This window comes from Escherichia sp. E10V10, from assembly GCF_004211985.1.
Classification (GTDB): domain Bacteria; phylum Pseudomonadota; class Gammaproteobacteria; order Enterobacterales; family Enterobacteriaceae; genus Escherichia.
In genome coordinates this window covers 598754-625711 of record NZ_RHJO01000001.1, presented here as the reverse complement: position 1 = coordinate 625711, position 26958 = coordinate 598754, and the positions used below count along the sequence as shown (strand labels likewise).

Below are 26958 nucleotides of genomic sequence, written 5' to 3'. Positions count from 1 at the left end.
AGCGCAAAGCGTTCAATGGTTTGAGTAAGGGGTAAAAAAGGCGGGATTTAGGGCTTTTGCCACAGCACATCAGGCATGGTGACATGTTTGTCGGATGCGGCGTAAACGCCTTATCCAACCTTGAAGATCGATGTGACGCGGCCGCGTCACATCAGGCAATACAAATCAGAATCCAAGGCTATCCAACAAATCGTCCACCTGGTCCTGACTGGCTACCACACCGGCTTTGCTGGTATCAACCTGCGGCCCATTCAGCAAACTCTGGCTTTCACGTTTCGGACGTGCATCCTGCTCTGGGATATTTTCCAGCAGCACCATTAGCAACTGGCGTTCAATCTCCTGAATGACATCCATCATTCGTTTAATGACCTGCCCGGTGAGGTCCTGAAAATCCTGCGCCATCATGATTTCCAGCAACTGCGCATTGGTAAAACCGGTATGCGTCGGCACATCCGCCAGAAATTGCCGTGTATCGGTCACCAGTTCGCGAGCGTCGGCAAGGTCAATGGGATCGGCAAACCAGTCATCCCAGCGTTGGGTTAACGCTTTTGCTGATTTCTCCATGTGATCCTGATGCGGTTGTGAGGCCTCAACACTGTTCAGCGCCCGCTCCGCAGCCTGGGCAGTCATCTGCACAACGTAGTACAAACGATCGCGGGCATCGGGGATGGCTTCCGCCGCTTCTGCAATAGCCTGGTCCAGCCCCAGCTCCCGCAGACTATCGCGCAGCATACGCGTCAGGCTGCCGATGCGCGCAATGATATCGCCAGCAGAATTTTCATCAGCAGGTTTAATTGATGGTTGCATCATAGTCGCATCCTCACATGCCCAGTTTCTCAAAGATTTTGTTGAGTTTTTCCTCCAGCGTCGCGGCGGTAAATGGCTTAACCACGTAGCCACTGGCCCCCGCTTGTGCTGCGGCAATAATGTTTTCTTTCTTCGCTTCCGCAGTCACCATTAACACCGGCAATGCTGACATCGCGCCATCAGCACGAATCGTTTTCAGCAATTCCAGGCCGTCCATGTTTGGCATGTTCCAGTCGGAGATAACAAAACCATATCCTCCCGCCTGCAACTTATTGAGAGCATCGGCGCCATCCTCCGCTTCCTCAACATTATTAAATCCAAGCTCTTTCAGCAGGTTACGCACGATGCGTCGCATGGTGGAAAAGTCATCCACAACCAAAAATTTAAGCTCTTTATCCGCCATCTCACACTCCTGATTTAAATACGTATCGCCTGTCCGGCACTGATTTTTGCCAGCATTTGCTGGCTTACCTGGCTAAGATCGACCACTTCACAGACGCCACCCATATTGATGGCCTCGCGCGGCATGCCGAACACCACGCTGCTTGCTTCATTTTGCGCAAGAGTCCATGCCCCCGCCTGACGCATTGCTAACATTCCCGCCGCGCCGTCGTTGCCCATGCCCGTCAGGATCACCCCAACCGCATTACGCCCCGCCTGTTTGGCCACCGAATGGAACAACACATCTACCGATGGCCGATGGCGATTAACCGCCGGACCATCGTGAATTTTGATTTGATAATTCGCGCCGCTACGCGCCAGTTCCATATGCCGATCGCCAGGGGCGATATAGGCATGCCCAGGCAAGACGCGTTCTCCGTCCTCGGCTTCTTTCACGCCGATTTGGCACAGCTTATTAAGTCTGTCGGCAAAAGAGCGGGTAAAACCGGGCGGCATATGCTGGGTGATTAACAGTGCCGGGCTGGAAAGCGGCAACGGTTGCAGTACGTGACGAATCGCCTCAGTTCCCCCCGTTGAGGCGCCAATCGCAATCAGCTTTTCTGAACTCAAGAGCGGTCCGGCCTTCAGCGTTGTCGGTGCCGATAACGGTTTATGCGCAGTAAGGCTTGCCCTTGCTGCTGTACGCACCTTTTCGGCAATCATTTCGCTATACGCCAGCATTCCTTCGCGGATCCCCAGTTGCGGTTTGGTGACAAAATCTATCGCCCCCAACTCCAGAGCACGCAGCGTGACTTCGGAACCTTTGCCAGTCAGAGAAGAAACCATCACTACTGGCATCGGTCGCAAACGCATTAATTTTTCGAGGAAATCCAGTCCGTCCATACGCGGCATTTCGACGTCCAGCGTCAGCACATCAGGGTTGAATTTCTTAATCAAATCACGCGCGACCAGCGGATCGGGAGCCGTCGCTACCATTTCCATGTCACTATGACTATTGATGATTTCTGTCATTATCTGGCGCATCAGTGCCGAGTCATCGACCGACAACACCCTGATTTTACTCATCGTTAATCCTTACTTAGCGCATACACCGTCTGTCCACGCAATGTGAAGCTGCGCTCAAGGTGGCTAAAGTTTTCAGAGTGACCCGCAAACAATAATCCGTCGGGCTTAAGCAGCGGTACAAAGCGGCGCAAAATCTCCTGCTGGGTCGTTTGATCGAAGTAGATCATGACGTTACGACAGAAGATCGCATCGAACGGCCCCGGCGCAGCGTACTGTTTCGCCAGCAAATTCAGCGGGGAAAAATCGATGTAGTTCGTCAGTGCCTGACGCACACGCACCAGCCCTTGATGCGGCCCTGTGCCGCGCATGAAGTAGCGCTGGAGTTGTTGCGGCGTCAGGTTTTTCAGCTCTTCATGGCGATAAATGCCGCTTCTGGCTTTCTCCAGCACTTCGGTGTCGATATCGCTGGCGAACACTTTCCAGCGTCCGGGCGCGGTGCCCAGCGTGTCCGCCAGCGTCATCGCAATGCTGTACGGTTCTTCACCTGTCGATGCCGCCGCACTCCATACGCGATATTCACCAGAGGCGTGGCGGGCGTGCTCCGCGAGCAATGGGAAATGATGCCCCTCGCGGAAAAATGCCGTCAGGTTTGTGGTCAGCGAATTAATAAACGCCTGCCACTCGCCGCTGTGCTGATTAGATTCCAGTAAATTCAGATAATGGCCGAAGTCTGCAAGCCCCAGCGAGCGCAAACGGCGCACCAGGCGGTTGTAAACCATGTCGCGTTTGTGGTCCGCCAGGACTATCCCCGCACGTTGATAGATCAATTGACTTATCCGCCGAAAATGCGTGTCGGAAAGCGCCAGGCGCTCGGTCATCTGTAACAATAAAGACGTTTGCCCGCAGGGCAGAGATGATGTCATAGCGCATTCTCAGTCACTTCAGGATACCCCTGGCGCAGCCTGTAACTGCGCCAATTGTGTTGTATAACGACCTATAAATAACGCCACCAGAGATGATAAGCGCGAGGTTCTGTTGCATCATCAGCCTCATCTGGCGGCGATGGCGCTTGAGCAAAAAACCATCAAAATGTTTCCCAGTTTGGATCTTGTTCAGTAATACGCAATCGCGGCTGTGCGGGTGGTTGTTCAGTACCAGGGCGGGACTGTGATTGTGGTTTATTCGTTTGCGAGCGGGCAGTCAGACGGAACGCGGAAACCGCTTGCGTTAAACGACTGGCCTGTTCTTCCAGCGCAGCTGCGGCGGAAGCTGATTCCTGCACCAGCGATGCGTTCTGTTGCGTGACGCGATCCATTTCCGACACTGCCAACGCCACTTGATCGATACCGCGACTCTGTTCGTCCGATGCCGAGGCAATCTCGCCCATAATGTCGGTAACACGGGTGACGGCATTGACAATATTAGTCATGGTTTCCCCGGCACTTTCTACCAGCACCGAACCGGTATCAACGCGGGAGGCAGAATCTTCAATCAGCGCTTTGATCTCTTTTGCCGCCTGGGCGCTGCGACTGGCGAGATTACGCACCTCGCCCGCCACCACGGCAAAACCACGCCCCTGTTCCCCTGCTCGGGCGGCTTCAACAGCCGCGTTCAGTGCCAGGATATTGGTCTGGAAAGCAATGCCATCAATAACGCTAATAATGTCGGCAATTTTCTGCGAACTGTCGGCAATTTCGTGCATGGTTTTCACCACACCGTCCACGACTTTGCCACCATGCTGAGCAGTATCGGAGGCACTTTGCGCCAGTTGCGAGGCTTGACGGGCGTTATCGGCGTTCTGTTTCACCGTTGCAGTGAGCTGTTCCATGCTGGCGGCCGTTTCTTCCAGCGCCGATGCCTGCTGTTCAGTACGGGAGGAAAGATCGGTATTACCCGCAGCAATTTCACGTGTACCGGCATAGATGGCATCTGAACCTTCTCGCACATGGTTGACCGTGTCAGTCAGAGAACCTTGCATATGTGAAATGCTCTGTGCCAGGTCGCCCATTTCACTACGCCCGGCAATGCTGAGGGTATTCGCCAGATTGCCACCAGCAATTTCTCGGATGTGAGAAATGATCTTCGCTAACGGGTTAAGTAGCATGCGACGGATGCCGTACCACGCCACCAGCAGAATCAATACCACCACCAGCACGATAACCGCCAGTTGCCACTGGGCAAATCGGTAATCATCCGCGTTGTCAGTGACGATATCTTGATACCGTTTTTCACTACTGAGGGCGTACTGGGCAAAGGCTTCGCCCATCGCATTTTGCATTCCCTGGGTTGGCTGAGCGAAATAGGCTCCAGTATTGCCATAATCAAGATAATCAATCAGTTCTGTTAATGCTGTGTGATAGTTTTTATATTTTTCGTCGATATTACGACTGGTAGCGACCATTTCAGGTAACGGTGCCATGCTTTTGAATTTTTTATAATGGATTGCAGCCTGGGCCAATGTTTTCCTGGCGCTATCAAGCAATTCAACTTTAGCGTTACTTTGTTGATTGGATGAATCCATCATCATCCGCACCGCTGAACGACTCAGGTTAATGCGCGTTTGCAGCATTAAATCCCAGGTTGAGGTCAGCTCGCTTTGTTGTTCGCGTAATTGATTGGAAACCACAAAACTTTTCTGGCTATGGTGAAGAGAAGAAAAAAACAGACTTCCGGAAATAAGCTGTAACAGTGCGAATACCCCCAGCACCATTACCAACAGCGTGACTACGCGGATACGGTTAATCATAAGGCACCTTCCTGAAAACAAGTTGATTTCGTTATCGGCAGGAAGGAGGGAAACTTTATTTCTGATGCCAGTCATGGCGAAATTAAAATGAAAAACCCGATCCGCAGGGTATCGGGCTCATTTCATTTGAGTACAGCGGGATAAATTATGCGACTTCTGATGCCGTGCTATCCAACAGAGCCATCTCTTCGCTATTCAGCAATTTTTCGATATTAACCAGAATTAGCATGCGATCGCCCAGTGCGCCCAGGCCGGTGAGGTATTCTGTGGAAAGCGTCACAGCAAATTCCGGGGCCGGGCGAATTTGTTCCGTCGTCAACGAAAGAACATCTGAAACGCCATCTACCACAATGCCGACCACCCGCTGCCCAAGATTCAGAACGATAACCACCGTGTTATCGTTGTACTCCACATCCACCTGGCTGAACTTAATACGCAAATCGATAATTGGCACAATCACGCCGCGCAGATTAGTGACGCCTTTGATAAACGCGGGTGTATTGGCAATCCGCGTAACCTGATCGTAGCCACGGATCTCCTGCACTTTCAGAATATCGATGCCGTACTCTTCGTCACCGAGGGTAAATACCAGAAACTCCTGGCCTGACGGTTCGCTGGCCAGCTTTGTTACATTTGTCATACCGGTCATATTTATTCCCTTTTTACTCAATCAGGCGGCGGTATTCGCCATACGTTGTTCGCGGTTTATCGCCTGCAAGGCGGAGACATCAACAATCAGTGCCACGCTGCCGTCGCCAAGAATGGTTGCAGCAGAAATGCCAGGGACTTTGCGATAGTTACTTTCAAGGTTTTTAACCACCACCTGATGTTGACCAATTAACTGATCCACCAGCAAGGCGTAGCGGCGACCGCCACTTTGCAGAATGACAACAATCCCCTCTGTAGCTTCGGTTTTCGCGCCTGCGACGTTGAACACTTTCCACAGTTCGACGATGGGCAGATATTCACCACGCACTTCCAGTACTCGCTCGCCGCCTGCCAGTGGATGGAGATCGGCTTCACGAGGTTGTAGTGATTCCATGACGGCGTTCAGCGGCAGAATGAAAACTTCGTCAGCAACGCGTACCGACATGCCATCAAGGATCGCCAGCGTTAGCGGCAGTAAAATGCGGATTGTGGTGCCAACGCCCTGCTTCGACTGGATTTCAACGTGGCCCCCCATCTCCTGGATATTACGTTTAACGACATCCATGCCGACGCCGCGCCCGGAAACATCGGTGACCTGCTCCGCCGTGGAAAAACCAGGGGCGAATATCAACATCGCCACTTCGTCATCAGTCATGTTGTCGCTAACGCTCAGACCTTGCGAGGCGGCTTTTGCCAGAATCCGCTCTCGATTAAGCCCCGCGCCATCGTCGGTAACTTCGATGCAGATGTTGCCCCCCTGGTGTTCCGCAGACAGGATTAAATTTCCAGCACTATCTTTGCCCGTAGCAAGTCGTTTTTCCGGCAATTCAATACCATGGTCGAGGCTATTGCGTACCAGGTGGGTCAGAGGATCGATAATGCGTTCTATCAGACTCTTGTCGAGTTCGGTGGAACTGCCCACCAGCGTCAGCTCCACCTGTTTGCCAAGTTTACCCGCCAGGTCACGCACCAGCCGAGGATAGCGGCTAAAGACATATTCCATCGGCATCATACGAATCGACATCACTGATTCCTGCAAATCACGGGCGTTACGTTGTAACTGCCCCATGCTGGTAATCAAATCCCCATGATTCACCGGGTCCAGTTCACTGGAGCGCTGGGCCAGCATTGACTGAGTAATCACCAGTTCGCCAACGAGGTTAATCAGCTGATCAACCTTCTCAACCGCCACGCGGATACTGGTAGATTCGCTACCGCGCGTCGGTTTTTCCCGTTCCACACGTCCTGCTGGCGCTTGTTCGGCTGCCAGTTTAAGTACCGGTGGCGGGGATATTTTGGGCGCGGACTCTACTGTTTCGAAGGTAATCTGATCGGCCTCAATCACAAAACAGAGCACCGCTTTGATGTCATCTTCGGCGATGTCGCCCGGTAATATTGCCGAGAGAGAATCCGCCCCCTTCACCACATCAGTTAACGTTGTCAGATGCCCCAGCTCTTCTTCCAGTAGATCGACTTCTCCCGCCTTCAGACGCGAAAGTAGAATTCGTCGCGGCGACTCACTGTTACCCTGTTCATCTTGCGGTTCACTTTTGGCAACCACACTTAACCGGGCCATGGCGGGTGTCGATTCGCCTTTCGCTTCTATTGCCAGTTGACGTAAGGCCTGGCAGATATAGTCAAAGCTGGCGGCATCCGGCTCTTGCGACTGTTTATAAGCGTCGAGCTGTTCCTGCATGATGTCCTTCGTTTCCAAAAACAGATTGATAATGTCGGTGTTAAGCAGCATTTCACCGCGTCTGGCTTCGTCGAGCAGGTTTTCCATCAGATGCGTGGTTTCCTGCAATACGCTAAAGCCAAAGGTTCCCGCCCCTCCTTTGATGGAGTGGGCCGCACGAAAGATGGCATTCAATTGTTCGGCATCTGGCGCTTCTGGCTGTAAATTCAGCAGATGCTGTTCCATATCGGCCAACAGTTCGTCCGCTTCATCAAAAAATGTCTGATAAAAATCGCTTATATCCATGCTCACGCTGTCACCTCGGTTCGGCTGATGGCATTGTGGAAACACTGACCTGCGGTGTTACCCCAGGTTTTTCCAGGACGCTTACTGGCTCATTCTGGCTTTCGGCGTTTTCATGCAAAATGGCCTGTTCGGCTTGTTTATTCAGCACCAACAGACTTATTCGACGATTAACGGCATCATCCGGGCCGCGATCGCTTAAGCGCATGGTCGCCGCCATGCCGACAACACGTAAAATTTTGCCATCAGCCAGACTTCCCACCATTAGCTCACGGCGCGACGCATTGGCGCGTTCAGTGGAAAGCTCCCAGTTGCTGTAACCTTTCTCACCATTGGCGTAAGGGAAATCATCGGTATGGCCTGAAAGGCTAATACGGTTAGGAATACCGTTCAGCACCGGCGCAATGGCGCGCAGAATGTCGCGCATATAGGGCTCGACATCAGCACTGCCGGTTTTAAACATCGGGCGATTCTGGCTATCAATTATCTGGATACGTAAACCTTCCTGGACCAGATCGATTTTGAGATGTGGACGCATCGCCCGTAGTTTCGGGTCTGATTCAATAAGCTGGTCGAGATCGCCACGCAATTTCCGCAGCCGACTTTGCTCCATGCGTTTTTTAAGTTCTTCAATGTTCGGCTGCTTATTCACTTCCCCCTGGCTTTGGGTGAAATCATCACCGCCGCCGGGAATTGGGCTTTCGCTATTAGAAATTCGATCGCCGCCCGTTACCGCGGTCGCCAGCGGCGTACGGAAGTATTCCGCAATCTGAATCAGCTCTTTTGGGCTGGAGATGGAGATAAGCCACATCACCAGAAAAAAAGCCATCATCGCGGTCATAAAGTCAGCATAAGCAATCTTCCACGAACCATGTGCTGCGCCGTGGGATTTCGCTTTGCGTCGTTTGACGACAATAATCGGGTGCGCTTGATTCTTCATGCTTCCTCGGTTGTCGTCTGCTGCTGCGGATTTTTCACCGCGCGCACATGCTCTTCCAGTTCAACAAACGACGGACGTTCACTGGAATAGAGCGTTTTGCGACCAAATTCAACGGCGATAGGCGGTGCGTAACCGTTCAGATTAGAAAGCAGTGTGACTTTGACGCACTGCATCATTTTGCTGGTTTCGGCGCTTTTCTGGCGCAAAACACTCGCCAACGGGGAAATAAATCCGTAAGCCAATAAGATACCGAGGAAAGTCCCCACCATCGCATGTGCGATGAGCGCCCCCAACTCGGCGGCAGGACGATCGGCTGATCCTAGTGCGTGCACCACCCCCATTACAGCCGCAACAATACCAAACGCAGGAAGAGAATCTCCGACCAACGCCAGGCTGTTCGCCGGGACTTCAGCCTCGTTTTCGTGCGTTTCTATCTCTTCGTCCATCAGGGCTTCAATTTCGAAGGTATTCATGTGGCCGCTGATAATCAGGCGCAGATAATCGACGATAAAATCCAGCATAACGGCATCCGCGAGGATGCGCGGATAACTGGCGAAGATCTCGCTCTCTCGAGGATTTTCAATATCGCGTTCCAGTGAGAACATGCCCATTTGCCGCGATTTCGCCATCAGGCGGTAAAGCAGCGCCAGCAAATCCATATACATTGCTTTGGTATATTTAGAGCGACGAAACAATAATGGCAGCGCCTTCAGCGTACCTTTGATTGCTTTGCCATTATTACCGACGATAAACGACCCAATGCCTGCACCGGCAATAATCACCAGTTCAGCGGGTTGATAGAGTGCTCCAAGGCTTCCACCGGTCATCAAATAACCGCCGAAAACTGTACCGAGAACAACCAGGTAACCTAATAAGATAAGCACGACATCATCCTTTCACTGTTGACCATGACAGGATGTTCAGTCGGCAGACGTTACCTTACGGCTGGAGAAAAAAAAGCAGCGGCAATTGCTTACCGCTGCTGGAGTGTTTCGCCACACCGTATGAGTTAAACAGCCTGTATTCTCTGTTCATCCAGCAGTTGAGGGATAATATCGGCAGGGTTCTGAGAAAGTTTACGTCTTTTTACGGCGCGCGATGGCGGTTGACATAAGCTGCAGGCAAAACTGCCGACAGGTTGATGAGCATGGGTGATAAAATTACCGCCGCAGCAGTTGCAACTGGAAAGTTGTAGTAAATCACTTTCGACAAATCGCACCAGAGTCCAGGCGCGGGTTAGCGCCAGCAGTGGTCCGTTTTCGGCTTGTGGGCACTGTTCAAGGTATAAACGATAGGCTTTGATTACCGCATCAACGCCATTACATAACCCGGTTTTCAGTAAAAACTGCCATGCATTACAGAACATCGACGCATGGACATTTTGTTCCCAGGTCATAAACCAGTCGGTGGAAAACGGCAACATACCTTTCGGCGGCGGGCTTCCGCGCAGCTCTTTATAGAGTTTGATCAGGCGTCCGCGACTTAATTGTGTTTCGCTTTCCAGCATCTGCAAACGAGCACCGAGGGTTATCAACTCCATGGCGAGTTGAATATCACGGGCTTCCTGAACAATGCTTTTTTCACTCATGATCAGGCCCTTTTCTTACGTTGTACTTCTTCGGGCTGATTAACATCATTCAACAAACGCGTGGAGAGCATAATACCGGTATGAATTTGCTGGAGATCGTCAACACGGGAATCCTGCGTCAGTTGGTTAACAGTCTGGTGGCTGTCAAAGCGGAATTGACAAATCAGTTGATTGGTTTCGGCAAGTTTAACCATTTGTGGAAGAGTCAGCGTCGCCAGCGTTGTTGCCATTTCTTCATTAATACCGAGACGAAACATGGCGGACGCTTTGTCCTGAACGATCAGACGCTGTGCAAGAAGTAAATATGACAAATTGATGTCATAAATATGTTTCAGCAACTCGGAGGTATGCATTATTCCCACCCAGAAGAACTAACTTTATTTTTTATGCGGTATCACCGCACCCCGTGATGTCGCCGGGAAATCCCGGTAAAAAGTAAATAAAAATGGAATAGTAGCGATCAACGAAAAAACACACAGACATCATAAGAGGTGAAACACGTCTTACACAGAGTGATGCTTTTTACACTTATCTAAGATTTTTCCTAATTCGACGCAACTGTACTCGTCACCACTCATACATACAACGGAGCGGAGCTGCGATTTTCGACAATGTGTGACACAGATCACACAAAACACTCAATTACTTAACATTAATGTATAAGTCATACTTTTGTTTTGCGTATATTTCATTCTGTTAAAAAGTTTTTCAGCTTATCTGTCAGCAAAAATGATGAGAAGGGATAAAATTGAGATGTTGCGCACTGTTAATATAAATCACCGTGAATAACCATATCCCGGATATGGGATAAATATCGTTGATCTCTGTAAATCATTAAAAAAACAGTCAATTAAATAATACGCTTCCATTTAAGAAAAATTAAGACTGCCAACAACACCAATGTTAACAAGATGTTTTATTAAAATTAACCATTTGTTTAATGGGAGAAATAAATTTATCCACTTCCTCATCGTCCCCCGCATGACTACACAGTAACACTACGCAATTGATTAAATATATTTATTAATGACCATGCTAATATTTGCGTTTTTGACCAAGTTGTTATTGCATCTATAGCTCATTCAGGGTAAAGCTGTGATCTCACCTGAAGTTCATAGAATAAGGAGCAGGTTATGAGTTACGCCAATATTCTTGTTGCCGTTGCTGTCTCACCAGAAAGCCAGCAACTGTTAGCAAAAGCGGTATCTATCGCCCGTCCCGTGAATGGGCGTATCAGTTTAATCACCCTCGCGTCCGATCCAGAAATGTACAATCAATTAGCCGCGCCGATGCTTGAGGATTTACGCAGTGTGATGCATGAAGAAACACAAAACTTTCTGGACAAATTAATTCAGGATGCTGAATATCCCGTTGAAGAAAAGTTTATAGCTTACGGAGAGTTGAGCGAACATATTCTGGCGGTATGCCGTAAACATAAATTCGATTTGGTGATTTGTGGTAATCATAATCACAGTTTCTTTTCGCGAGCATCCTGCTCTGCGAAAAGTGTGATTGCTTCAAGTGAGGTTGATGTGCTGTTGGTTCCGCTTAAGGGAGATTAAGCGCAATTACGCCAGCTTTGGAAAGGTCGCAACTTTATCGCGCTGCTGGCTTTCCGCGCTGCGCGGAACTATCAGCTTTAGGTCGCTAATAAAGCACTCCTGCCAGTGGTTAATATCGTTTTTCACGATAATTTCCAACATTTCTGCATGACGGGAAATACGTTCTGCCAGCGACATAGTCAATGCCCGATTCAACGCCGCCGCGACTTCATCACGATCGTATGGGTTAACGATTAACGCTGACGTCAGTTCATTCGCCGCCCCCGCAAATTGTGAAAGTACCAGTACACCGGGATTAGCAGGATCCTGGGCGGCGACATATTCTTTCGCCACCAGATTCATCCCGTCACGCAGCGGCGTCACTAATCCGACATCGGAATAGCGGAAGATTTTCATCAGTAATTTACGATCGAAATGCTGGTTCAGATAATAAAGCGGTGTCCAGCCTAATTGCCCATATTTTCCGTTAATTCTCCCGGCTTCATTTTCCAGCTGATGACGAATATCCTGATACGCCTGCACATCACCACGCGAGGTTGGCGCTATCTGGGTATAACGTATTTTGCCATGATGCTGCGGATATTTTTCCAGCAAGGCTTCATAGGCGAGAAAACGCTCAGGCAGACCTTTGGAATAATCCAGTCGTTCGACAGAAAAGATATTTTGTACGCTTTTCAGCTCCGCTTTTAATTGCGCCAGTTTGGCCGGCAGCGGTCCGGCAGCCTGTTTGGCTATTTCATCCGGTTCAATACCAATAGGGTAAACTTCGGTGCGAAATGCCTTGCCCCAGGCCGTATGATTGCGCGAACTACGCGTCGTGACGCGCGTCAGGTTGGAAAGGCAATCCAGAAACGCCAGGCGATCGTTTTCTGTCTGAAACCCCAGCAAATCATAATCACAAAGCTGTTCAAGCAACGTGTTATAAGTCGGCAGCGCGTTGAAGATTTCCGGTGTTGGGAAAGGAATATGCAGAAAGAAACCAATGCGATTATTCACGCCACGTTTACGGAGTTCATGCGCAAATGGCAACAGGTGATAATCGTGGATCCAAATAATGTCATCGTCTTCCAGCAACGGCAGTAATTTATCTGCCAGCAATGCATTCACGCGTAAATAGCCTTCCCAGGCGGAACGCTGAAATTGCACCAGATCGAGTCGATAATGAAATGCGGGCCAGAGAACAGCATTGGAGAATTGGTTGTAGTATTCGTCGAGATCCTTTTCACTGAGGTTAAAAGAGGCCCAGGTGATATTTCCTTTTTTCACCTTTTTTAGCGGCTGATCCTCATTCCCTGTTTCGCCACTCCAGCCAAACCACAGTCCACCTGCGGCTTTCAGCGCCCCCAGTATACCGACAGCAAGGCCACCGGCACTGGCGGCGTGCTCGTCTGGTGGTGCAATCCGGTTAGATACTACGACTAAACGGCTCATAGTCATCACTCCTGTTATTGTCTCTTTTTAGTTGTTGTAATGCGTTGGTTATCATTTCAAGCCAGCGCCAGACATCCGGCACGCCCGCCAGCCGCCATGATGCCTGAGTTGCGCCTGTGCCAATTTTCACTGACATTCCGCCCAGCCTGTTAACGACCGAGAAGCCAGATTCATCGGTTAAGTCATCGCCTAAAAAAATAGGCTTGCGGCCAATAAAGGGAACTTCCTGCATAAATGCGGCAATCGCGTCCCCTTTGCTGGTACCTCTCGGTTTTATCTCAACGACACACTTTCCCTGTTGTAACGCCATTTGCGGCCAAATCTGGGTAATGCGCTGCGCTAATGTCAATAAGGCGTCCTCATGCTGCGGTGCCTGACGATAATGCAGCGCAAACGCCATCCCTTTAGCCTCAATCTCCACACCGGGAAGCCTGGCGATAGCCGTATGCAGTTGAACGCTAATATCCCGGGCAATCGCTTCCGGCAAATGAACAATATGCGTTTTACCATTGATGTCACGGCGCTCCGCCCCATGCACACCCGCTAACGGGAAGCGATAAGGTTTCGCCAGTGCGTCAAGCTCTACCATTGAGCGCCCTGATATCAATGCCAATGCACCATCACTTGCGGTTGCCAGCAGCTGGAGTCCTAGCAGAATATTTTCAGGTACGACGACCTGATCGGGATGCGGTTTGATTTCCGCCAGCGTTCCATCGAGATCAAAAAACCAGGCATAATTCGCGGATAGTTCAGGGGGTTCGGTTAACGGTTCTGTCACCCGGTACTCCTCCTTATCTTTTTATTGTTCGCGCAGAACGCGCTTTACAGACATGTAAGTATAGACAGTGTGACGAGGCTCGCCATTGGCAAAAAGAACAGCCAACCGTTGTGGCGGTTGGCTGTGGAGGATTTTTGAACTAAATAATGGTCGGATAAAGCATTAAACAGTGCGTTTCGCTTTTTGCTTATAACGGTCGAAGATCACCGCAGCCAGCAGGATTAAGCCACGGACAACATACTGTGCAAACGGAGAAATATTAAGCAGGTTCATGGCGTTTTCCACGGTGCCTAAAATTAAGATACCCGCCACTACATATGAGATTTTTCCGATGCCGCCTTTCAGAGAAACGCCACCTAAAACGCAGGCAGAGATAACAATCAGCTCATAACCAATAGACGTCATTGGCTGGCCGCTGGTCATACGAGAAGCCAGAATGATCCCGGCAATCGCCGATACCAGACCAGAGAGAACGAAGATAATAATTTTGGTACGGACCACCGGTACACCCGCGAGACGTGCCGCCTCTTCGTTACCGCCAATTGCCAATGTATTACGACCAAAAGTGGTTTTGTTCAGCAGCAAACCAAAGACGACCAGGCAAGCCACAGTGAGCCAGATTGGCGCAGGCAGGCCGAACCAGTTGGCATAACCGAGTGCAAAGAAGCTTTCATCTTCGATGCCCACCGCTTTACCGTCAGAGATAATATACGCCAGACCACGGACAATCTGCATCGTCGCCAGCGTGGTAATCAGGGCGTTGATTTTCAATTTAGCGATAACAAAGCCATTCACCAGGCCGCACAGAACGCCCAGCAGTAAACCTGCCGCCACGCCAATCCACAAACTTTCGGTCAGGTTAATAACCACCGCAGTGGTTACGCCTGCGCAGGCAATCACCGAGGCAACAGAAAGGTCAAAGTCACCTGAGGCCAGGCAAAACAACATACCGCAAGCCACCATCCCCGACATGGAGATTGCCAGTCCCAGCCCTTTCATATTAATAAAGGTGGCAAAGTTCGGCACGAAGATGGCACAGGCGATAAAAAGCACTGCGAACACCACCAGCATACCGTACTGATCCCAGATACGCCCGAGGCTGAATGACGACTTAGGTGCGCCAGAACCCGATGTAGAAACAGAAGACATCTTATTCTCCTTACTCAGGCAACTGCCTGGCTGACTTTAGGCATAGCAAGGCTTAGTGCCTGACGCTCATCTGCCTGCTCGTGTAGCAATTCACCGGCGATTTCACCTTCCCGCATAACTACGATGCGGTCGGCGACACCAAGGACTTCGGGCAGGTCACTGGAGGCAAACAGTACCGCCACGCCCTGCGCGGCCAGCGCATAAATCACGTTATAAATTTCATGTTTAGCCCCCACATCGATGCCGCGCGTAGGTTCATCAAGCAAAATGACTTTCATCTCTTCGGATAACCAGCGCCCCAAAATGGCTTTTTGCTGATTACCGCCGGAAAGATTCATGATCAATTGCTCTGCACCTGGTGTTTTGATGTTGAGAGAACGAATGTGGTGATCGGCATTATTGGCTTCCCAGCCGTTGTTGATCACGCACCCGCCGTGCACATGTTTGCGACGAGCGCTGATGTTGATATTGTCGCGCACCGAATGCACTGGAATAATGCCCTCCGCTTTGCGATCTTCCGGGCAGAGCATCATGCCCGCGGCAATGGCGTGGCCCGGTTTACGGATATCGATCGGCTGTTGGTCGATATAAACCTGACCAGCGGTAATTTGCGTACCGCCAAACATGCCTTTCATTAATTCGCTGCGCCCTGCCCCCACCAGACCAAACAGACCGACGATTTCGCCACTGCGAACAGCCAGGCTTATTGGCGTACGCACGCCTGGTGCCTTTACCGCATCCAGACGCAACCGCTCCTCGCCGTAGCTGCGCGGTTGCCAGCCGTAGATATCGCCGATGTCGCGACCAACCATTGCCTGTACCAGCGAGTCATGATCTACCTGCTGCATGTCGGTAAAGGTTTTGACGTAACGACCATCTTTAAAGACAGTGATGGCATCGCTGAGCGCAAAAATTTCTTCCATACGGTGAGAAACGTATAAGATCACCCGCCCCTCTTTTCGCAGTTCACGAATGACGCGAAACAGATTGTCTATTTCACGCGCGGATAAGGAGCTGGTTGGTTCATCAAAAGCGATAATTTTGGCGTTACGTGCCAGAGCTTTGGCAATTTCAACCATCTGCCATTGCCCAATGGAGAGATATTTCAGCGGCGTATCCGGGTCAATATCCATTCCCAGATGTTTGAGCTGTATCCCAGCTTCATAATTCAGCAGTGAACGGTTCACGATGCCGCCTTTATGAGGAAGCTGGCCGAGATAGATGTTCTCCGCGACGGTCATTTCCGGCACGAGATGCAGTTCCTGGTAAATAATCGCGACACCCGCATTCAGTGCTGCGGTGGTATCGGAAAAGGACATTTCCTGCCCATTAATCACTACAGAACCCGTGGTTGGCGCATAGTTTCCACTAAGGATTTTTAAAAGTGTTGATTTTCCGGCGCCATTTTCACCCATCAATGCATGAACCTGACCGGCATAACAGTCAAAACTGATATCCGTAAGCGCCTTGACGCCTGGAAAGGTTTTACCAATGCCGCGAAATGAGAGATACGGGGTAGACTGTTGCATAACGTCTCCGTGAATCACTGGTCGTTTTACACCCCCTCTGCATTACGCAGAGGGGAATTTTTCCGGCAGATTACTTACCGCCTAAACCTTTTTTCTCCAGTTCTTCTTTAAAGTTGTCACGCGTGATCAGCACCACGTCGGTAACTTCAGTGAATTTTGGCGGTTCAACGTCTTTTGCTACCCAGTTGTAAAGCATTTCGCTGGATTTATAGCCATGAACGTCCGGACTTGGCAGCAGTGAACCATAGAAACCCGTAGCCTGTGCCTTTGACAGTTCGCTCACCGCATCCACACCGTTAATACCGATACCGATAATATCAGCTGCTTTAAAGCCCTGACCTTCCGTCGCGCGTACGCCACCCAGCACGGTGCTGTCGTTCATACCGACGATCAACCAGTGTTTAACTTCAGGATGCTGAACCAACATTGAGTTGGCGGCGTCAAACGCCCCCGGAATATCGTTAGATTTGGTAGGAACCTGATAGATTTGTTTTTCCGGGAATCCGGCGGCTTTCAGCGCGTCCATAGAACCGGTAGTACGACGGCGGGCGGTATCCAGTTCGTTGGCAGTAATCGCCATTACGGCGCTTTCTTTCACATCCTAGCCACGTTTCTGCATCTCTTTATACAGTTCCTGGCCCTGACGTTCGCCAATTTTCGTCGCTGCCATCATCACCAACGGAACGGTATCAACCGGCTTACCTTTAGCATTAACAAACTGATCATCCACGGCAATAACTTTCATATCGTAGCCACGCGCTTTCGCCACGATGGCTGCACCCAGTTTCGGGTCCGGGGTACAGATAACAAAACCTTTCGCACCACTGGCTGCCAGGCTATCAATAGCGTTCAGTGTTTTTTCGCCATCAGGTACGGCTATCTTAATAACTTCAAAGCCTAAATCTTTCCCGGCTTTATCGGCAAACTTCCATTCAGTCTGAAACCACGGTTCTTCTGGTTGCTTCACCAGGAAACCGAGTTTCAAATTTTCCGCCATAGCGGATTGTGACATAACGGCAGCCAGACCGATGGCTGCAAGAGCTTTAGTAAATTTGTGCATGGTTATCTCCAGCTTTAGCATCATTTTGTGTAGGGCAAAACCTAAGAACTTTTGTTAATTCAATCGGAAAACAAAGCATTACCTTTGGCGAAAAGGTAAGTGACTGTGTTGGCATAGTTTTAGCGAGAAATTAATTCTCCATAGGAGAGCAATATCACACCGCAGAATTACAGTGAGAACGTGCATAAATTTAGCAATAAAAGACATACAGAAGACGTTAATTGTATGACAAATGAGAAGTGTCTTAGCAGATTAATCCATAAGATCAGCCTGGAAATCCTTGTAGCATCATTTGATAGCTCAGGCGTGTCTTCTTTTTAATCTAATTTGCTCGGGCAAGATACTGCGCATTACAGGTGAATGGTAAATCAGGGAAGAAGTATCAAAACTCCAGACAAAATTCCTTTCGCTGTAAATTATCACCAGCTTCATTAATTAATGGATAAATCCATAATGCGAGCATCATCCCAAAACTGAAAAAATACCTGAAAATATAAGAACAGCATCATGAAATTGATAAATTTATTTACTATCAATGATATACAGAAACTCACAACATTGAGAGTTATTGCAAATCAATAACTCTAATCAATGAAATGTAAAAAAATATAAACTTGGTGATTTAAGGATTTTCTTATAATCCTTCAGACGTTATGCTTATTTCAGATCATCGTCAGAATTGACTCCAGGATCACATTTCGGACCCGCAGAAAGGAATTATTCTGCAAACAGTAATTACGGTGTTTTGATTTATCTTGCACCTCTCGTCTTCTGGATATAAGGATATTAGGTATGGCAACCACTGGAATGCTTCTCAAACTCAACACCCAAATGAACCGCGAGTTTTATGCATCCAATCTCTACCTTCACCTGAGCAACTGGTGTTCTGAACAAAGTCTGAATGGCACCGCGACTTTTCTTCGCTCCCAGGCACAAAGTAACGTGACTCAAATGATGCGCATGTTTAACTTCATGAAAAGTGTCGGAGCGACGCCCATCGTTAAAGCCATTGATGTACCTGGAGAAAAACTGAACTCTCTGGAAGAACTCTTCCAAAAAACGTTGGAAGAATATGAGCAGCGTTCAAGCACGCTGGCGCAATTAGCAAATGAAGCTAAAGAATTGAATGATGATTCTACTGTCGATTTTCTGCGCGATCTGGAAAAAGAACAGCAGCACGATGGCCTCTTACTGCAAACCATTCTTGATGAAGTGCGCAGTGCGAAACTGGCCGGTATGTGCCCTGTCCAGACCGACCAGCATGTTCTGAATGTCGTGTCGCATCAGATACATTAATAAAATCGGCGCATAAAAAGATGCGCCGAATACAAAAAAGTGGTGAAAACCGCTGCCTCACATTACTGAGGCAGCGGTTTTTTTAATGGGATTCGTTTTGTGGGGTGAACTTTAGCTCAATCAACGCGATGGCTTTTTGAATAGCGCGCATAGTGACTGGGTCAGCAGCAGCCGGATGGTGAGTAAAATCAATATTCTTCAGCTGGCTGGACATTTTTTCACGTACCTCAACAGGCGCGATCACATCGAGCACGTCGAGAATTTGTTTGATCACCAACTGGCAAGCAACAACATCAGAAACCAGTTCCTGATCGGCATTCAGCGGCTGGGACATCCTAAACTCCTGATAGCATTTTGAAAGCCGTTATAGTAGCGGCTTCCCTTCCTCAACGATAGTCACATCAGCCCGCATCAGGGTACAAAAAAACCTGCCGAAGCAGGTTTTTTTGTTATCTGAACATATTGCCAGGCGGTACGTCTTTGAACGTCTTGCAATAATTATTGAACATGCTTTTCAGGATCTTACGCAGTTTCATCGCGCCACTCCGATTATTTGTTATGCAGGTGTTATTGTTCTTGCTGCTTATAATATGACATCCATCACAAAAATCAATCTTTATGTGATGCAAATCACATAAATACCCCTTTAATGTTACATAAATGATAACCACAAGATGTGTGCGTTCTGAAGAAAGCAAGGAATAGCGCTAATCCGTCGTCTTTTCTGTCCATAACCTGGCTGTGTCCACAAGTACAATACCTGTTTCTTCTCCCTCTTCAGGCTGTGACATGAAACATCTGATAATTGTTTTTTCACTTTTAACAATAGCGGGCTGTACCGTAACTCGTCAGGCTCACCTGAGCGATGTTGACGCCACGAGTGGCATTGTCCGCCTCGTTTACAATCAGGCTTTTTTACAACACGCCCGCACTGACAACTATCTCGATCAGGGAATCGCGAACCGCGCATGTCAGCAGGTTGGATTTACCCGCGCCTTTGCGTTTGGGCAACCTGTAAGTAACTGTAGTTTGTTTGCAGGATCATTATGTCTGAATACGCAATTTACACTGTCGTATCAGTGCCGATACTTAACACCCTCGGCTTATCAATAAAGATTTTAATCAGCGAGGGAGGCTTCGCTGGTTAATTAACATCACAAATAGCGTTAATGCGTTTTATTCACATTCGCATTTTTAATAATTGAATTTAATATTTTACCTTTTGCAAATAATAAAATAACAAATTATAGTGGCGCCACAGCAACAAATATAACCTTTGTGGAGCACTATCATGCTGAAACCAGAAATGATTGAAAAACTTAATGAGCAGATGAACCTGGAACTCTACTCTTCACTGCTTTATCAGCAAATGAGCGCATGGTGCAGCTATCACACCTTCGAAGGTGCTGCCGCGTTTCTGCGTCGCCACGCCCAGGAAGAGATGACGCATATGCAGCGTCTGTTTGATTACCTGACCGATACCGGAAATTTACCGCGAATTAATACCGTTGAATCACCGTTTGCTGAATATTCTTCACTTGATGAATTATTCCAGGAAACCTATAAACACGAACAATTAATTACGCAAAAAATTAACGAACTCGCTCACGCTGCCATGACTAATCAGGACTACCCAACGTTCAATTTCCTGCAATGGTATGTATCTGAACAACACGAAGAAGAGAAATTGTTCAAATCTATTATTGATAAATTGAGCCTGGCGGGGAAAAGCGGCGAAGGACTTTATTTCATCGATAAAGAACTCTCTACCCTAGACGCACAAAACTAATCTTCTCTGGCGGCAGATTTTCTGCCGCCGTTTCAGATCAGTGACGACAAATCTTACTTTTATCGGTTGAGAACCCCTCTTCGCAGGGAATAAATTTGCCTTTTTCCGCCAAAAAAGCCACCAACTCTCCCGCAGTCATCCCTTCAGCCGAGCAAGTATGAAAACGTGTCTGATCACCAAAACGCGCTTTGATCGCCGCTTCCAGGCTGGCGTGCGTATATTGCTCACCTGATTCAATCATCATATTTAACACTTCATGACCGTGAATCGATTCCATCGTTCCTCCTCAAGAAAAGCATAGCGTAACGATCCCCGCGCCTTATGGCTTTGCGCCAGCTCAGTTCTGAATGCATTTATTGTACATTTTTATTTACACTAGATGTAACGTCGATTTGACGAAGTATAGATAATGCCTTAACCTGCGCCGCAGATATCACTCATAAAGATCGTCAGGACAGAAGAAAGCGTGAAAAACAGAACTCTGGGAAGTGTTTTTATCGTGGCGGGAACCACAATTGGCGCAGGTATGCTGGCAATGCCGCTGGCAGCGGCTGGCGTCGGTTTTACCGTCACTCTGACATTGTTAATTGGCCTGTGGGCCTTGATGTGTTACACCGCGCTGTTACTGCTGGAAGTGTATCAGCATGTCCCTGCAGATACCGGCTTAGGCACGCTCGCAAAACGCTATCTGGGCCGCTACGGTCAGTGGCTGACCGGCTTCAGTATGATGTTTTTAATGTATGCCCTGACCGCAGCATATATCAGCGGTGCCGGCGAATTGCTTGCCTCCAGCATCAGCGACTGGACAGGCATTTCAATGACCACAACCGCTGGTGTGCTGTTGTTTACTTTTGTTGCCGGTGGTGTGGTTTGTGTTGGGACGTCGCTGGTCGATTTGTTTAACCGTTTTTTGTTCAGCGCCAAGATTATTTTCCTGGTGCTAATGCTGGTATTGCTGCTACCACATATTCATAAAATCAATCTGCTAACGCTGCCACTGCAACAGGGTCTGGCATTATCTGCAATTCCGGTGATTTTTACCTCGTTTGGTTTTCACGGTAGCGTACCGAGCATCGTCAGCTATATGGATGGCAACATTCGTAAATTGCGCTGGGTGTTTATTACCGGTAGCGCGATCCCTCTGGTGGCATATATTTTCTGGCAACTGGCGACACTGGGCAGCATTGATTCAACAACCTTTATGGGACTGCTGGCGAATCATGCTGGATTAAATGGGCTGTTACAGGCATTACGCGAAGTAGTGGCCTCGCCGCATGTCGAGTTGGCAGTGCATTTATTCGCTGATTTAGCCCTCGCCACATCTTTCCTGGGCGTAGCGTTAGGCTTATTTGATTATCTGGCGGATTTGTTTCAGCGTTCCAACACCGTTGGTGGAAGACTGCAAACCGGTGTAATTACCTTTCTGCCGCCACTGGCGTTTGCGCTGTTTTATCCACGTGGTTTTGTAATGGCGCTCGGGTATGCTGGCGTAGCGCTGGCAGTATTAGCGTTGATAATTCCTTCACTGCTGACCTGGCAGAGCAGGAAGCATAATCCACAAGCAAGCTATCGGGTGAAAGGTGGACGTCCCGCACTGGTGTTGGTGTTTATCTGTGGCATTGGCGTGATTGGCGTGCAATTTTTGATTGCGGCAGGATTGTTGCCAGAAGTGGGATAAATGCTTTGCCGTGTATATGGACATAGTCCAGATTTTTGTCCGCATCCTTAAAACATGGGTGCCAGAGTTAATTCTGACACCCAATATAGCCTCTTAATGCAGGCAGCACTGCTTATATTTCTTGCCACTACCACATGGGCAAGGGTCGTTACGACCAGGTTTTTCTTCAGCTTTAATCGGTTGCTGAACAGCTTTTTCCTGAGGATGCGTCATCCAGTAAGCATGCAAATCAAGCGCCGCCAGTCGAATGGCATCCACGCTTTCTTCAAACGCTTCTGGCGACATCTTCTCTACGCGCTCGAAGTTTTCCTCAGAACCATGCAGCGCAATCGCTTCAAGCGCCGGTTTTAATGAGTCAGGCAATGCTGACCAGTCAGAAAGCGCAACGCCACGCATATAGCCAAAGCACCACTCTTCGACAATCGTCAGCTCCCTACCGTCAACTTCTCGTAGACCAAATAACGGTTCAAACTGTTCAGGAAACTCATTGAGGCGCTCTGCAGTATCGGCCATATGTTGAAACGCCAGGTTCATAAAGCGCGTCATCTCTTTCTCTGACGCCCAGCGCGGCACATAATCCGCCCCACCCCACACAGCAACCAGCCACTGTTCTGGTTCAATTTCTTGCGGAGAACTCAACACCGCCGTCAACAAACCGTCCAGCTCTGCCACATCAAGGATGGCGTGGTCTGTGTTGTATTTGGTCAAGATATCATCCAGCCATTCCAACTCACTTTCGTTTAACGGTCCAGTTTTCATACGCTTTTCCTTGTGGATCTCGACTCGCCAGCGCCTATCTTACATGTCGGTCTGGCATAGAGATACTTTTCGAGTGGATTACCCGGAGATTAAAAATCAGAGAGGGTGTAACGACAAGTTGCACATACAAAAAAACCACCCGAAGGTGGTTTCACGACACTGCTTATTGCTTTGATTTTATTCTTGTATTTCCCATGGTACCCGGAGCGGGACTTGAACCCGCACAGCGCGAACGCCGAGGGATTTTAAATCCCTTGTGTCTACCGATTCCACCATCCGGGCTCGGGAAAAATTGGAGGCGCGTTCCGGAGTCGAACCGGACTAGACGGATTTGCAATCCGCTACATAACCGCTTTGTTAACGCGCCAAATTCTTTAGGCTTTTCAGCCAGACACCCGCTTAATGCCGATGCCTTTTAAACTGGAGCGGGAAACGAGACTCGAACTCGCGACCCCGACCTTGGCAAGGTCGTGCTCTACCAACTGAGCTATTCCCGCAATCATCAAGCAATCAGCTAATCACTTGATTTTATTATCGTCTGGCAATCAGTGCCGCCGTTCGATGCGTTGCATTCTACTTACCTGACGCGTTGAGTCAACGATATTTTTCACCACCTTTGATCGTTTGCTGAAATTTGCGCCGAAACGATCACTGATCAAGCAAATCTGCGCGAGCAGCGCTCAAATATTGCAACATTGACCAGAGTGTCAGCACCGCAGCCACAAAGAAAAGGGCAATACCGGCGTACTCAACCCAAATATTCGGGCGCCACAGCAACCAGGCCAGCGCGACCATCTGGGCAGTCGTTTTGACTTTACCAATCCAGGATACGGCCACACTGCTACGTTTACCGAGTTCAGCCATCCATTCACGCAGAGCAGAAATGATAATTTCACGGGCAATCATCGTTGCCGCCGGTAAGGTCACCCACCAGCTATGATAATGCTCGGTTACCAGCACCATGGCGATGGCGACAAGCACTTTGTCTGCTACTGGATCAAGGAAGGCACCAAAACGGGTACTCTGGTTCCAGCGACGCGCCAGAAAACCATCGAACCAGTCAGTCACCGCCGCGACGCAGAAAATGAGCGCGGCAGCAAACGGCGACCAGGTAACAGGTAGATAAAAAACCAATACAAAGAATGGGATAAGGATGACACGGAACAGTGTGAGCAACGTAGGGATATTAAATTGCATAATGACGGGTAACTATCTGTTGTCAGTAAGATTACCCCTATGTTGCTACAGAGACATCAATGTTTCAACGACCAGAAGATCTTTTCTGCCAGACCTTGCGAAATACCCGGCACTTTTGCAATTTCTTCGACGCTGGCGTTACGTAAACCTTGCAAACCGCCCATATATTTCAACAACATTTGCCGACGTTTTGGCCCAACGCCTTCAATGGTTTCCAGGGTGCTGGTATTTTTGACCTTCGCCCGTTTTTTGCGATGTCCGCCAATCGCATGATCGTGTGATTCATCGCGAATATGCTGGATGACGTGTAACGCAGGCGAATCTGGCGGTAAGCTAAAGCCCTCTCCTTCAGGCTCGAAGAACAATGTTTCCAGCCCAGCCTTACGGTCGGCCCCTTTGGCAACGCCAAGTAACAACGGATGGTTTTTATCCCAGGGGACGTCCAGCTCGGCGAAGACATTTTTCGCCTGCGCAAGTTGTCCTTTGCCACCATCAATCAGGATCACGTCCGGAATCTTACTGTCATCGATGGCTTTACCATAACGCCGACGCAACACCTGATTCATCGCCGCATAATCATCGCCCGGCGTAATGCCATTGATGTTATAGCGCCGATACTCCGCACGCAGTGGACCATTAGCATCAAACACCACGCACGAGGCAACGGTTTGTTCGCCCATCGTATGGCTGATATCGAAACATTCCATCCGTTTCACTTCCGGCAATTTCAACACGCTGGCAAGCGCTGTCAGTCGCTGATGAACGGTTGATTGCTGCGAAAGTTTGGTGGTTAACGCTGTTGCTGCATTCGTCCGCGCAAGTTTCAGGTAACGCGCCCTGTCGCCTCGCGGTTTGGTCTGAATGTTTATCTTGCGCCCCGCCAGTTCTGATAATGAATCGGCGAGCAGCGTTTTATCGCTAAGATTAAAATCGAGCAGGATCTCACCCGGGAGAGTGCGCATCTGGCTGCCCTGTAAATAGAACTGACCAACAAAGGTTTCCACGACTTCGCCCAGTTCCGTACCGCCCGGCACCTTCGGAAAATAGCTACGGCTACCGAGCACTTTGCCCTGACGAATAAACAAAACATGGACACATGCCATACCAGCATCGAACGCCACGCCAATAACATCAAGGTCGTCGCCCGTATTAGAGACAAATTGTTTTTCGGTGACGCGTCGCACCGCCTGAATTTGGTCGCGAATACGTGCCGCTTCTTCAAACTCCAGATTCTGGCTGGCTGTTTCCATGCGGCTAATCAGTTGCTTAAGCACCTGATCGTCTTTACCCGATAAAAACAGGCGCACATATTCAACCTGCTGGGCATACTCTTCTTCGCTAACCAACCCGGCCACGCACGGCCCAAGGCAGCGCCCTATCTGGTATTGCAGACATGGACGCGAGCGATTGCGATAAACGCTATTTTCGCACTGGCGAATGGGAAAAATCTTTTGCAGCAACGCCAGAGTTTCACGCACCGCATAACCATTCGGGAACGGGCCGAAATACTCTCCCTTGGCGTGCTTCGCACCGCGATGCATCGCCAGACGTGGATGTGTATCGCCACTGAGGAAAATAAAGGGGTAAGATTTGTCGTCGCGTAACAAAACGTTGTAACGCGGCTGATAGAGTTTGATGTAGTTGTGTTCCAGCAATAATGCTTCGGTTTCAGTATGAGTCACCGTGACATCGATTTGCTGGATCTGGGCGACCAACGCTTCCGTTTTGCGCGAAGCGAGATTGCTACGGAAATAGCTTGAAAGCCGTTTTTTCAGGTCTTTCGCTTTACCGACATAAATAACCGTACCACCAGCATCATACATGCGATATACGCCCGGCTGGCTGGTGACGGTTTTTAAAAACGCTTTTGCGTCAAACTGAACACTCACTGACTTGTTAACGTCTCCGCATTACACAAACCATGGCGAATAGCCAGGTGAGTCAGCTCAACATCGCCATGAATGTTTAATTTACTGAACATACGGTAGCGATAGCTGTTCACCGTTTTCGGGCTGAGATTAAGCTGTTCTGAAATCTCATTGACCTTCTGGCCTTTGGTAATCATCAGCATAATCTGCAATTCGCGTTCAGACAAACTGGCAAATGGGCTTTCTGTTTTTTCTGGTTCGATCTGGCTTAACGCCATTTGTTGCGCAATGTCAGAAGCAATATAACGCTGCCCAGAATAGACAGAACGAATCGCGCTCACCACCTCCTGCGGGGCCGCACCTTTGCTTAGATAGCCCGCAGCGCCAGCCTGCATGACTTTTGCTGGTAAAGGGTTTTCGGTGTGAACCGTAAGCATGATGATTTTGACATCTGCGGTTGAACGGGCGATTTTACGCGTCGCCTCAAGGCCGCCAATGCCAGGCATGCTCATGTCCATTAGCACCACGTCGACGGAATTTGCCCGGCACCACTTAACGGCATCTTCACCACAGGAAGCCTCACCAACGACTTTAATACCCTTTATATCTTCCAGAATGCGTCGTATCCCTGCGCGCACCAGTTCGTGGTCATCAACAAGTAGAACGTTGATCAAAGGAATATCTCCAGAAATAGGGATAACGCTACTGATAGTTAGTCATCCGTATATTAGCGGGTTTTATTGCAACT

General features: G+C 49.1%; 27 protein-coding genes, 3 tRNA genes and 1 pseudogene. 5 read left to right on the top strand and 26 right to left on the bottom strand.

Annotation, left to right across the window (positions count from 1 at the left end; genetic code table 11):
- Nucleotides 1–165: 165 nt before the first annotated feature.
- The 11 genes from cheZ to flhD form a co-directional block, all read right to left on the bottom strand.
- The gene (gene cheZ / locus D9736_RS02885; protein ID WP_064529292.1) at nt 166–810 is read right to left on the bottom strand and encodes a protein phosphatase CheZ; all 645 of its coding nucleotides are present in this window, start codon (nt 808–810) and stop codon (nt 166–168) included.
- 10 nt (nt 811–820) lie between these two features.
- Nucleotides 821–1210: a chemotaxis response regulator CheY gene (gene cheY / locus D9736_RS02880; RefSeq protein WP_000763855.1), complete on the bottom strand. Its 390-nt coding sequence runs from the start codon at nt 1208–1210 to the stop codon at nt 821–823.
- Nucleotides 1211–1224: 14 nt separating this feature from the next.
- Nucleotides 1225–2274 (bottom strand): protein-glutamate methylesterase/protein glutamine deamidase, encoded by a 1050-nt coding sequence (gene cheB / locus D9736_RS02875; protein ID WP_064529294.1) that lies wholly within the window; start codon nt 2272–2274, stop codon nt 1225–1227.
- Nucleotides 2275–2276: 2 nt separating this feature from the next.
- On the bottom strand, nt 2277–3137 hold the full coding sequence (cheR, locus tag D9736_RS02870; protein WP_130257646.1) for a protein-glutamate O-methyltransferase CheR: 861 nt from the start codon (nt 3135–3137) through the stop codon (nt 2277–2279).
- 161 nt (nt 3138–3298) lie between these two features.
- Nucleotides 3299–4960 (bottom strand): methyl-accepting chemotaxis protein II, encoded by a 1662-nt coding sequence (gene tar / locus D9736_RS02865; protein ID WP_130257645.1) that lies wholly within the window; start codon nt 4958–4960, stop codon nt 3299–3301.
- 145 nt (nt 4961–5105) lie between these two features.
- Complete coding sequence (gene cheW, locus D9736_RS02860; protein WP_130218676.1) at nt 5106–5609, bottom strand: chemotaxis protein CheW; 504 nt, start codon at nt 5607–5609, stop codon at nt 5106–5108.
- Nucleotides 5610–5630: 21 nt separating this feature from the next.
- Nucleotides 5631–7595, bottom strand: coding sequence for a chemotaxis protein CheA (gene cheA / locus D9736_RS02855; RefSeq protein ID WP_130257644.1), 1965 nt, complete (start codon nt 7593–7595; stop codon nt 5631–5633).
- A 4-nt stretch (nt 7596–7599) separates the two neighbouring features.
- Nucleotides 7600–8526: a flagellar motor protein MotB gene (motB, locus tag D9736_RS02850; RefSeq protein ID WP_130208525.1), complete on the bottom strand. Its 927-nt coding sequence runs from the start codon at nt 8524–8526 to the stop codon at nt 7600–7602.
- A complete protein-coding gene (gene motA / locus D9736_RS02845) occupies nt 8523–9410 on the bottom strand; it encodes a flagellar motor stator protein MotA (RefSeq protein ID WP_130208527.1) in 888 nt (295 codons plus the stop codon). Before motA ends, motB begins: the two co-directional genes overlap by 4 nt.
- Nucleotides 9411–9535: 125 nt before the next feature.
- Nucleotides 9536–10114, bottom strand: coding sequence for a flagellar transcriptional regulator FlhC (gene flhC, locus D9736_RS02840; RefSeq protein WP_064529301.1), 579 nt, complete (start codon nt 10112–10114; stop codon nt 9536–9538).
- 2 nt (nt 10115–10116) lie between these two features.
- Nucleotides 10117–10467, bottom strand: a complete 351-nt coding sequence (gene flhD, locus D9736_RS02835; RefSeq protein WP_130218670.1) for a flagellar transcriptional regulator FlhD — start codon at nt 10465–10467, stop codon at nt 10117–10119.
- Nucleotides 10468–11247: 780 nt separating this feature from the next.
- Here flhD and uspC point away from each other — a divergent pair.
- Complete coding sequence (uspC, locus tag D9736_RS02830; protein WP_130257643.1) at nt 11248–11676, top strand: universal stress protein UspC; 429 nt, start codon at nt 11248–11250, stop codon at nt 11674–11676.
- A gap of 6 nt (nt 11677–11682) precedes the next feature.
- Here uspC and otsA read toward each other — a convergent pair whose 3' ends face one another.
- The 5 genes and pseudogenes from otsA to araF form a co-directional block, all read right to left on the bottom strand.
- Nucleotides 11683–13107 carry an alpha,alpha-trehalose-phosphate synthase gene (gene otsA / locus D9736_RS02825; RefSeq protein WP_130218668.1) on the bottom strand — a complete coding sequence of 475 codons (1425 nt, stop codon included), beginning with the start codon at nt 13105–13107 and terminating at the stop codon, nt 11683–11685.
- Complete coding sequence (gene otsB / locus D9736_RS02820) at nt 13082–13885, bottom strand: trehalose-phosphatase (RefSeq protein ID WP_130257642.1); 804 nt, start codon at nt 13883–13885, stop codon at nt 13082–13084. The genes otsA and otsB overlap by 26 nt, the downstream gene beginning before the upstream one ends.
- Before the next feature lie 162 nt (nt 13886–14047).
- Nucleotides 14048–15034 carry an arabinose ABC transporter permease AraH gene (gene araH / locus D9736_RS02815; protein WP_130208537.1) on the bottom strand — a complete coding sequence of 329 codons (987 nt, stop codon included), beginning with the start codon at nt 15032–15034 and terminating at the stop codon, nt 14048–14050.
- Between the two features lie 14 nt (nt 15035–15048).
- Nucleotides 15049–16563: an arabinose ABC transporter ATP-binding protein AraG gene (gene araG / locus D9736_RS02810; protein ID WP_130218664.1), complete on the bottom strand. Its 1515-nt coding sequence runs from the start codon at nt 16561–16563 to the stop codon at nt 15049–15051.
- Nucleotides 16564–16633: 70 nt separating this feature from the next.
- Nucleotides 16634–17623, bottom strand: a pseudogene (araF, locus tag D9736_RS02805) (arabinose ABC transporter substrate-binding protein AraF).
- Nucleotides 17624–18415: 792 nt separating this feature from the next.
- Here araF and D9736_RS02800 point away from each other — a divergent pair.
- A complete protein-coding gene (locus D9736_RS02800) occupies nt 18416–18919 on the top strand; it encodes a non-heme ferritin-like protein (protein ID WP_130208543.1) in 504 nt (167 codons plus the stop codon).
- 82 nt (nt 18920–19001) lie between these two features.
- On the opposite strand, the gene yecJ is transcribed toward D9736_RS02800, so the two are convergent.
- Both yecJ and azuC read right to left on the bottom strand, forming a co-directional pair.
- On the bottom strand, nt 19002–19253 hold the full coding sequence (gene yecJ / locus D9736_RS02795; protein ID WP_064529310.1) for a DUF2766 family protein YecJ: 252 nt from the start codon (nt 19251–19253) through the stop codon (nt 19002–19004).
- Between the two features lie 115 nt (nt 19254–19368).
- The gene (azuC, locus tag D9736_RS02790; RefSeq protein WP_010723106.1) at nt 19369–19455 is read right to left on the bottom strand and encodes a stress response protein AzuC; all 87 of its coding nucleotides are present in this window, start codon (nt 19453–19455) and stop codon (nt 19369–19371) included.
- Nucleotides 19456–19708: 253 nt separating this feature from the next.
- On the opposite strand from azuC, the gene yecR reads away from it, so the two are divergent.
- Together yecR and ftnA are read left to right on the top strand one after the other, a co-directional pair.
- Nucleotides 19709–20032, top strand: coding sequence for a YecR family lipoprotein (yecR, locus tag D9736_RS02785; RefSeq protein WP_130257641.1), 324 nt, complete (start codon nt 19709–19711; stop codon nt 20030–20032).
- Nucleotides 20033–20210: 178 nt separating this feature from the next.
- On the top strand, nt 20211–20708 hold the full coding sequence (gene ftnA, locus D9736_RS02780) for a non-heme ferritin (RefSeq protein WP_000917207.1): 498 nt from the start codon (nt 20211–20213) through the stop codon (nt 20706–20708).
- 37 nt (nt 20709–20745) lie between these two features.
- Here ftnA and D9736_RS02775 read toward each other — a convergent pair whose 3' ends face one another.
- The gene (locus D9736_RS02775; RefSeq protein ID WP_130208547.1) at nt 20746–20985 is read right to left on the bottom strand and encodes a YecH family metal-binding protein; all 240 of its coding nucleotides are present in this window, start codon (nt 20983–20985) and stop codon (nt 20746–20748) included.
- 189 nt (nt 20986–21174) lie between these two features.
- Here D9736_RS02775 and tyrP point away from each other — a divergent pair, with 189 nt between their 5' ends.
- Nucleotides 21175–22386: a tyrosine transporter TyrP gene (gene tyrP / locus D9736_RS02770; protein WP_130208549.1), complete on the top strand. Its 1212-nt coding sequence runs from the start codon at nt 21175–21177 to the stop codon at nt 22384–22386.
- Nucleotides 22387–22479: 93 nt separating this feature from the next.
- On the opposite strand, the gene yecA is transcribed toward tyrP, so the two are convergent.
- The 7 genes from yecA to uvrY form a co-directional block, all read right to left on the bottom strand.
- Nucleotides 22480–23145, bottom strand: a complete 666-nt coding sequence (gene yecA, locus D9736_RS02765) for a UPF0149 family protein YecA (RefSeq protein WP_130223579.1) — start codon at nt 23143–23145, stop codon at nt 22480–22482.
- A gap of 195 nt (nt 23146–23340) precedes the next feature.
- Nucleotides 23341–23427 (bottom strand) — tRNA-Leu (locus D9736_RS02760).
- Nucleotides 23428–23438: 11 nt separating this feature from the next.
- Nucleotides 23439–23512: transfer RNA gene (locus tag D9736_RS02755), tRNA-Cys, on the bottom strand.
- A 54-nt stretch (nt 23513–23566) separates the two neighbouring features.
- A tRNA-Gly gene (locus D9736_RS02750) sits at nt 23567–23642 on the bottom strand.
- A gap of 151 nt (nt 23643–23793) precedes the next feature.
- Nucleotides 23794–24342, bottom strand: a complete 549-nt coding sequence (pgsA, locus tag D9736_RS02745; RefSeq protein ID WP_001160187.1) for a CDP-diacylglycerol--glycerol-3-phosphate 3-phosphatidyltransferase — start codon at nt 24340–24342, stop codon at nt 23794–23796.
- Between the two features lie 56 nt (nt 24343–24398).
- Complete coding sequence (gene uvrC, locus D9736_RS02740; protein ID WP_130208553.1) at nt 24399–26231, bottom strand: excinuclease ABC subunit UvrC; 1833 nt, start codon at nt 26229–26231, stop codon at nt 24399–24401.
- Nucleotides 26228–26884 (bottom strand): UvrY/SirA/GacA family response regulator transcription factor, encoded by a 657-nt coding sequence (gene uvrY, locus D9736_RS02735; protein WP_064529316.1) that lies wholly within the window; start codon nt 26882–26884, stop codon nt 26228–26230. Before uvrY ends, uvrC begins: the two co-directional genes overlap by 4 nt.
- Between the last annotated feature and the right edge of the window lie 74 nt (nt 26885–26958).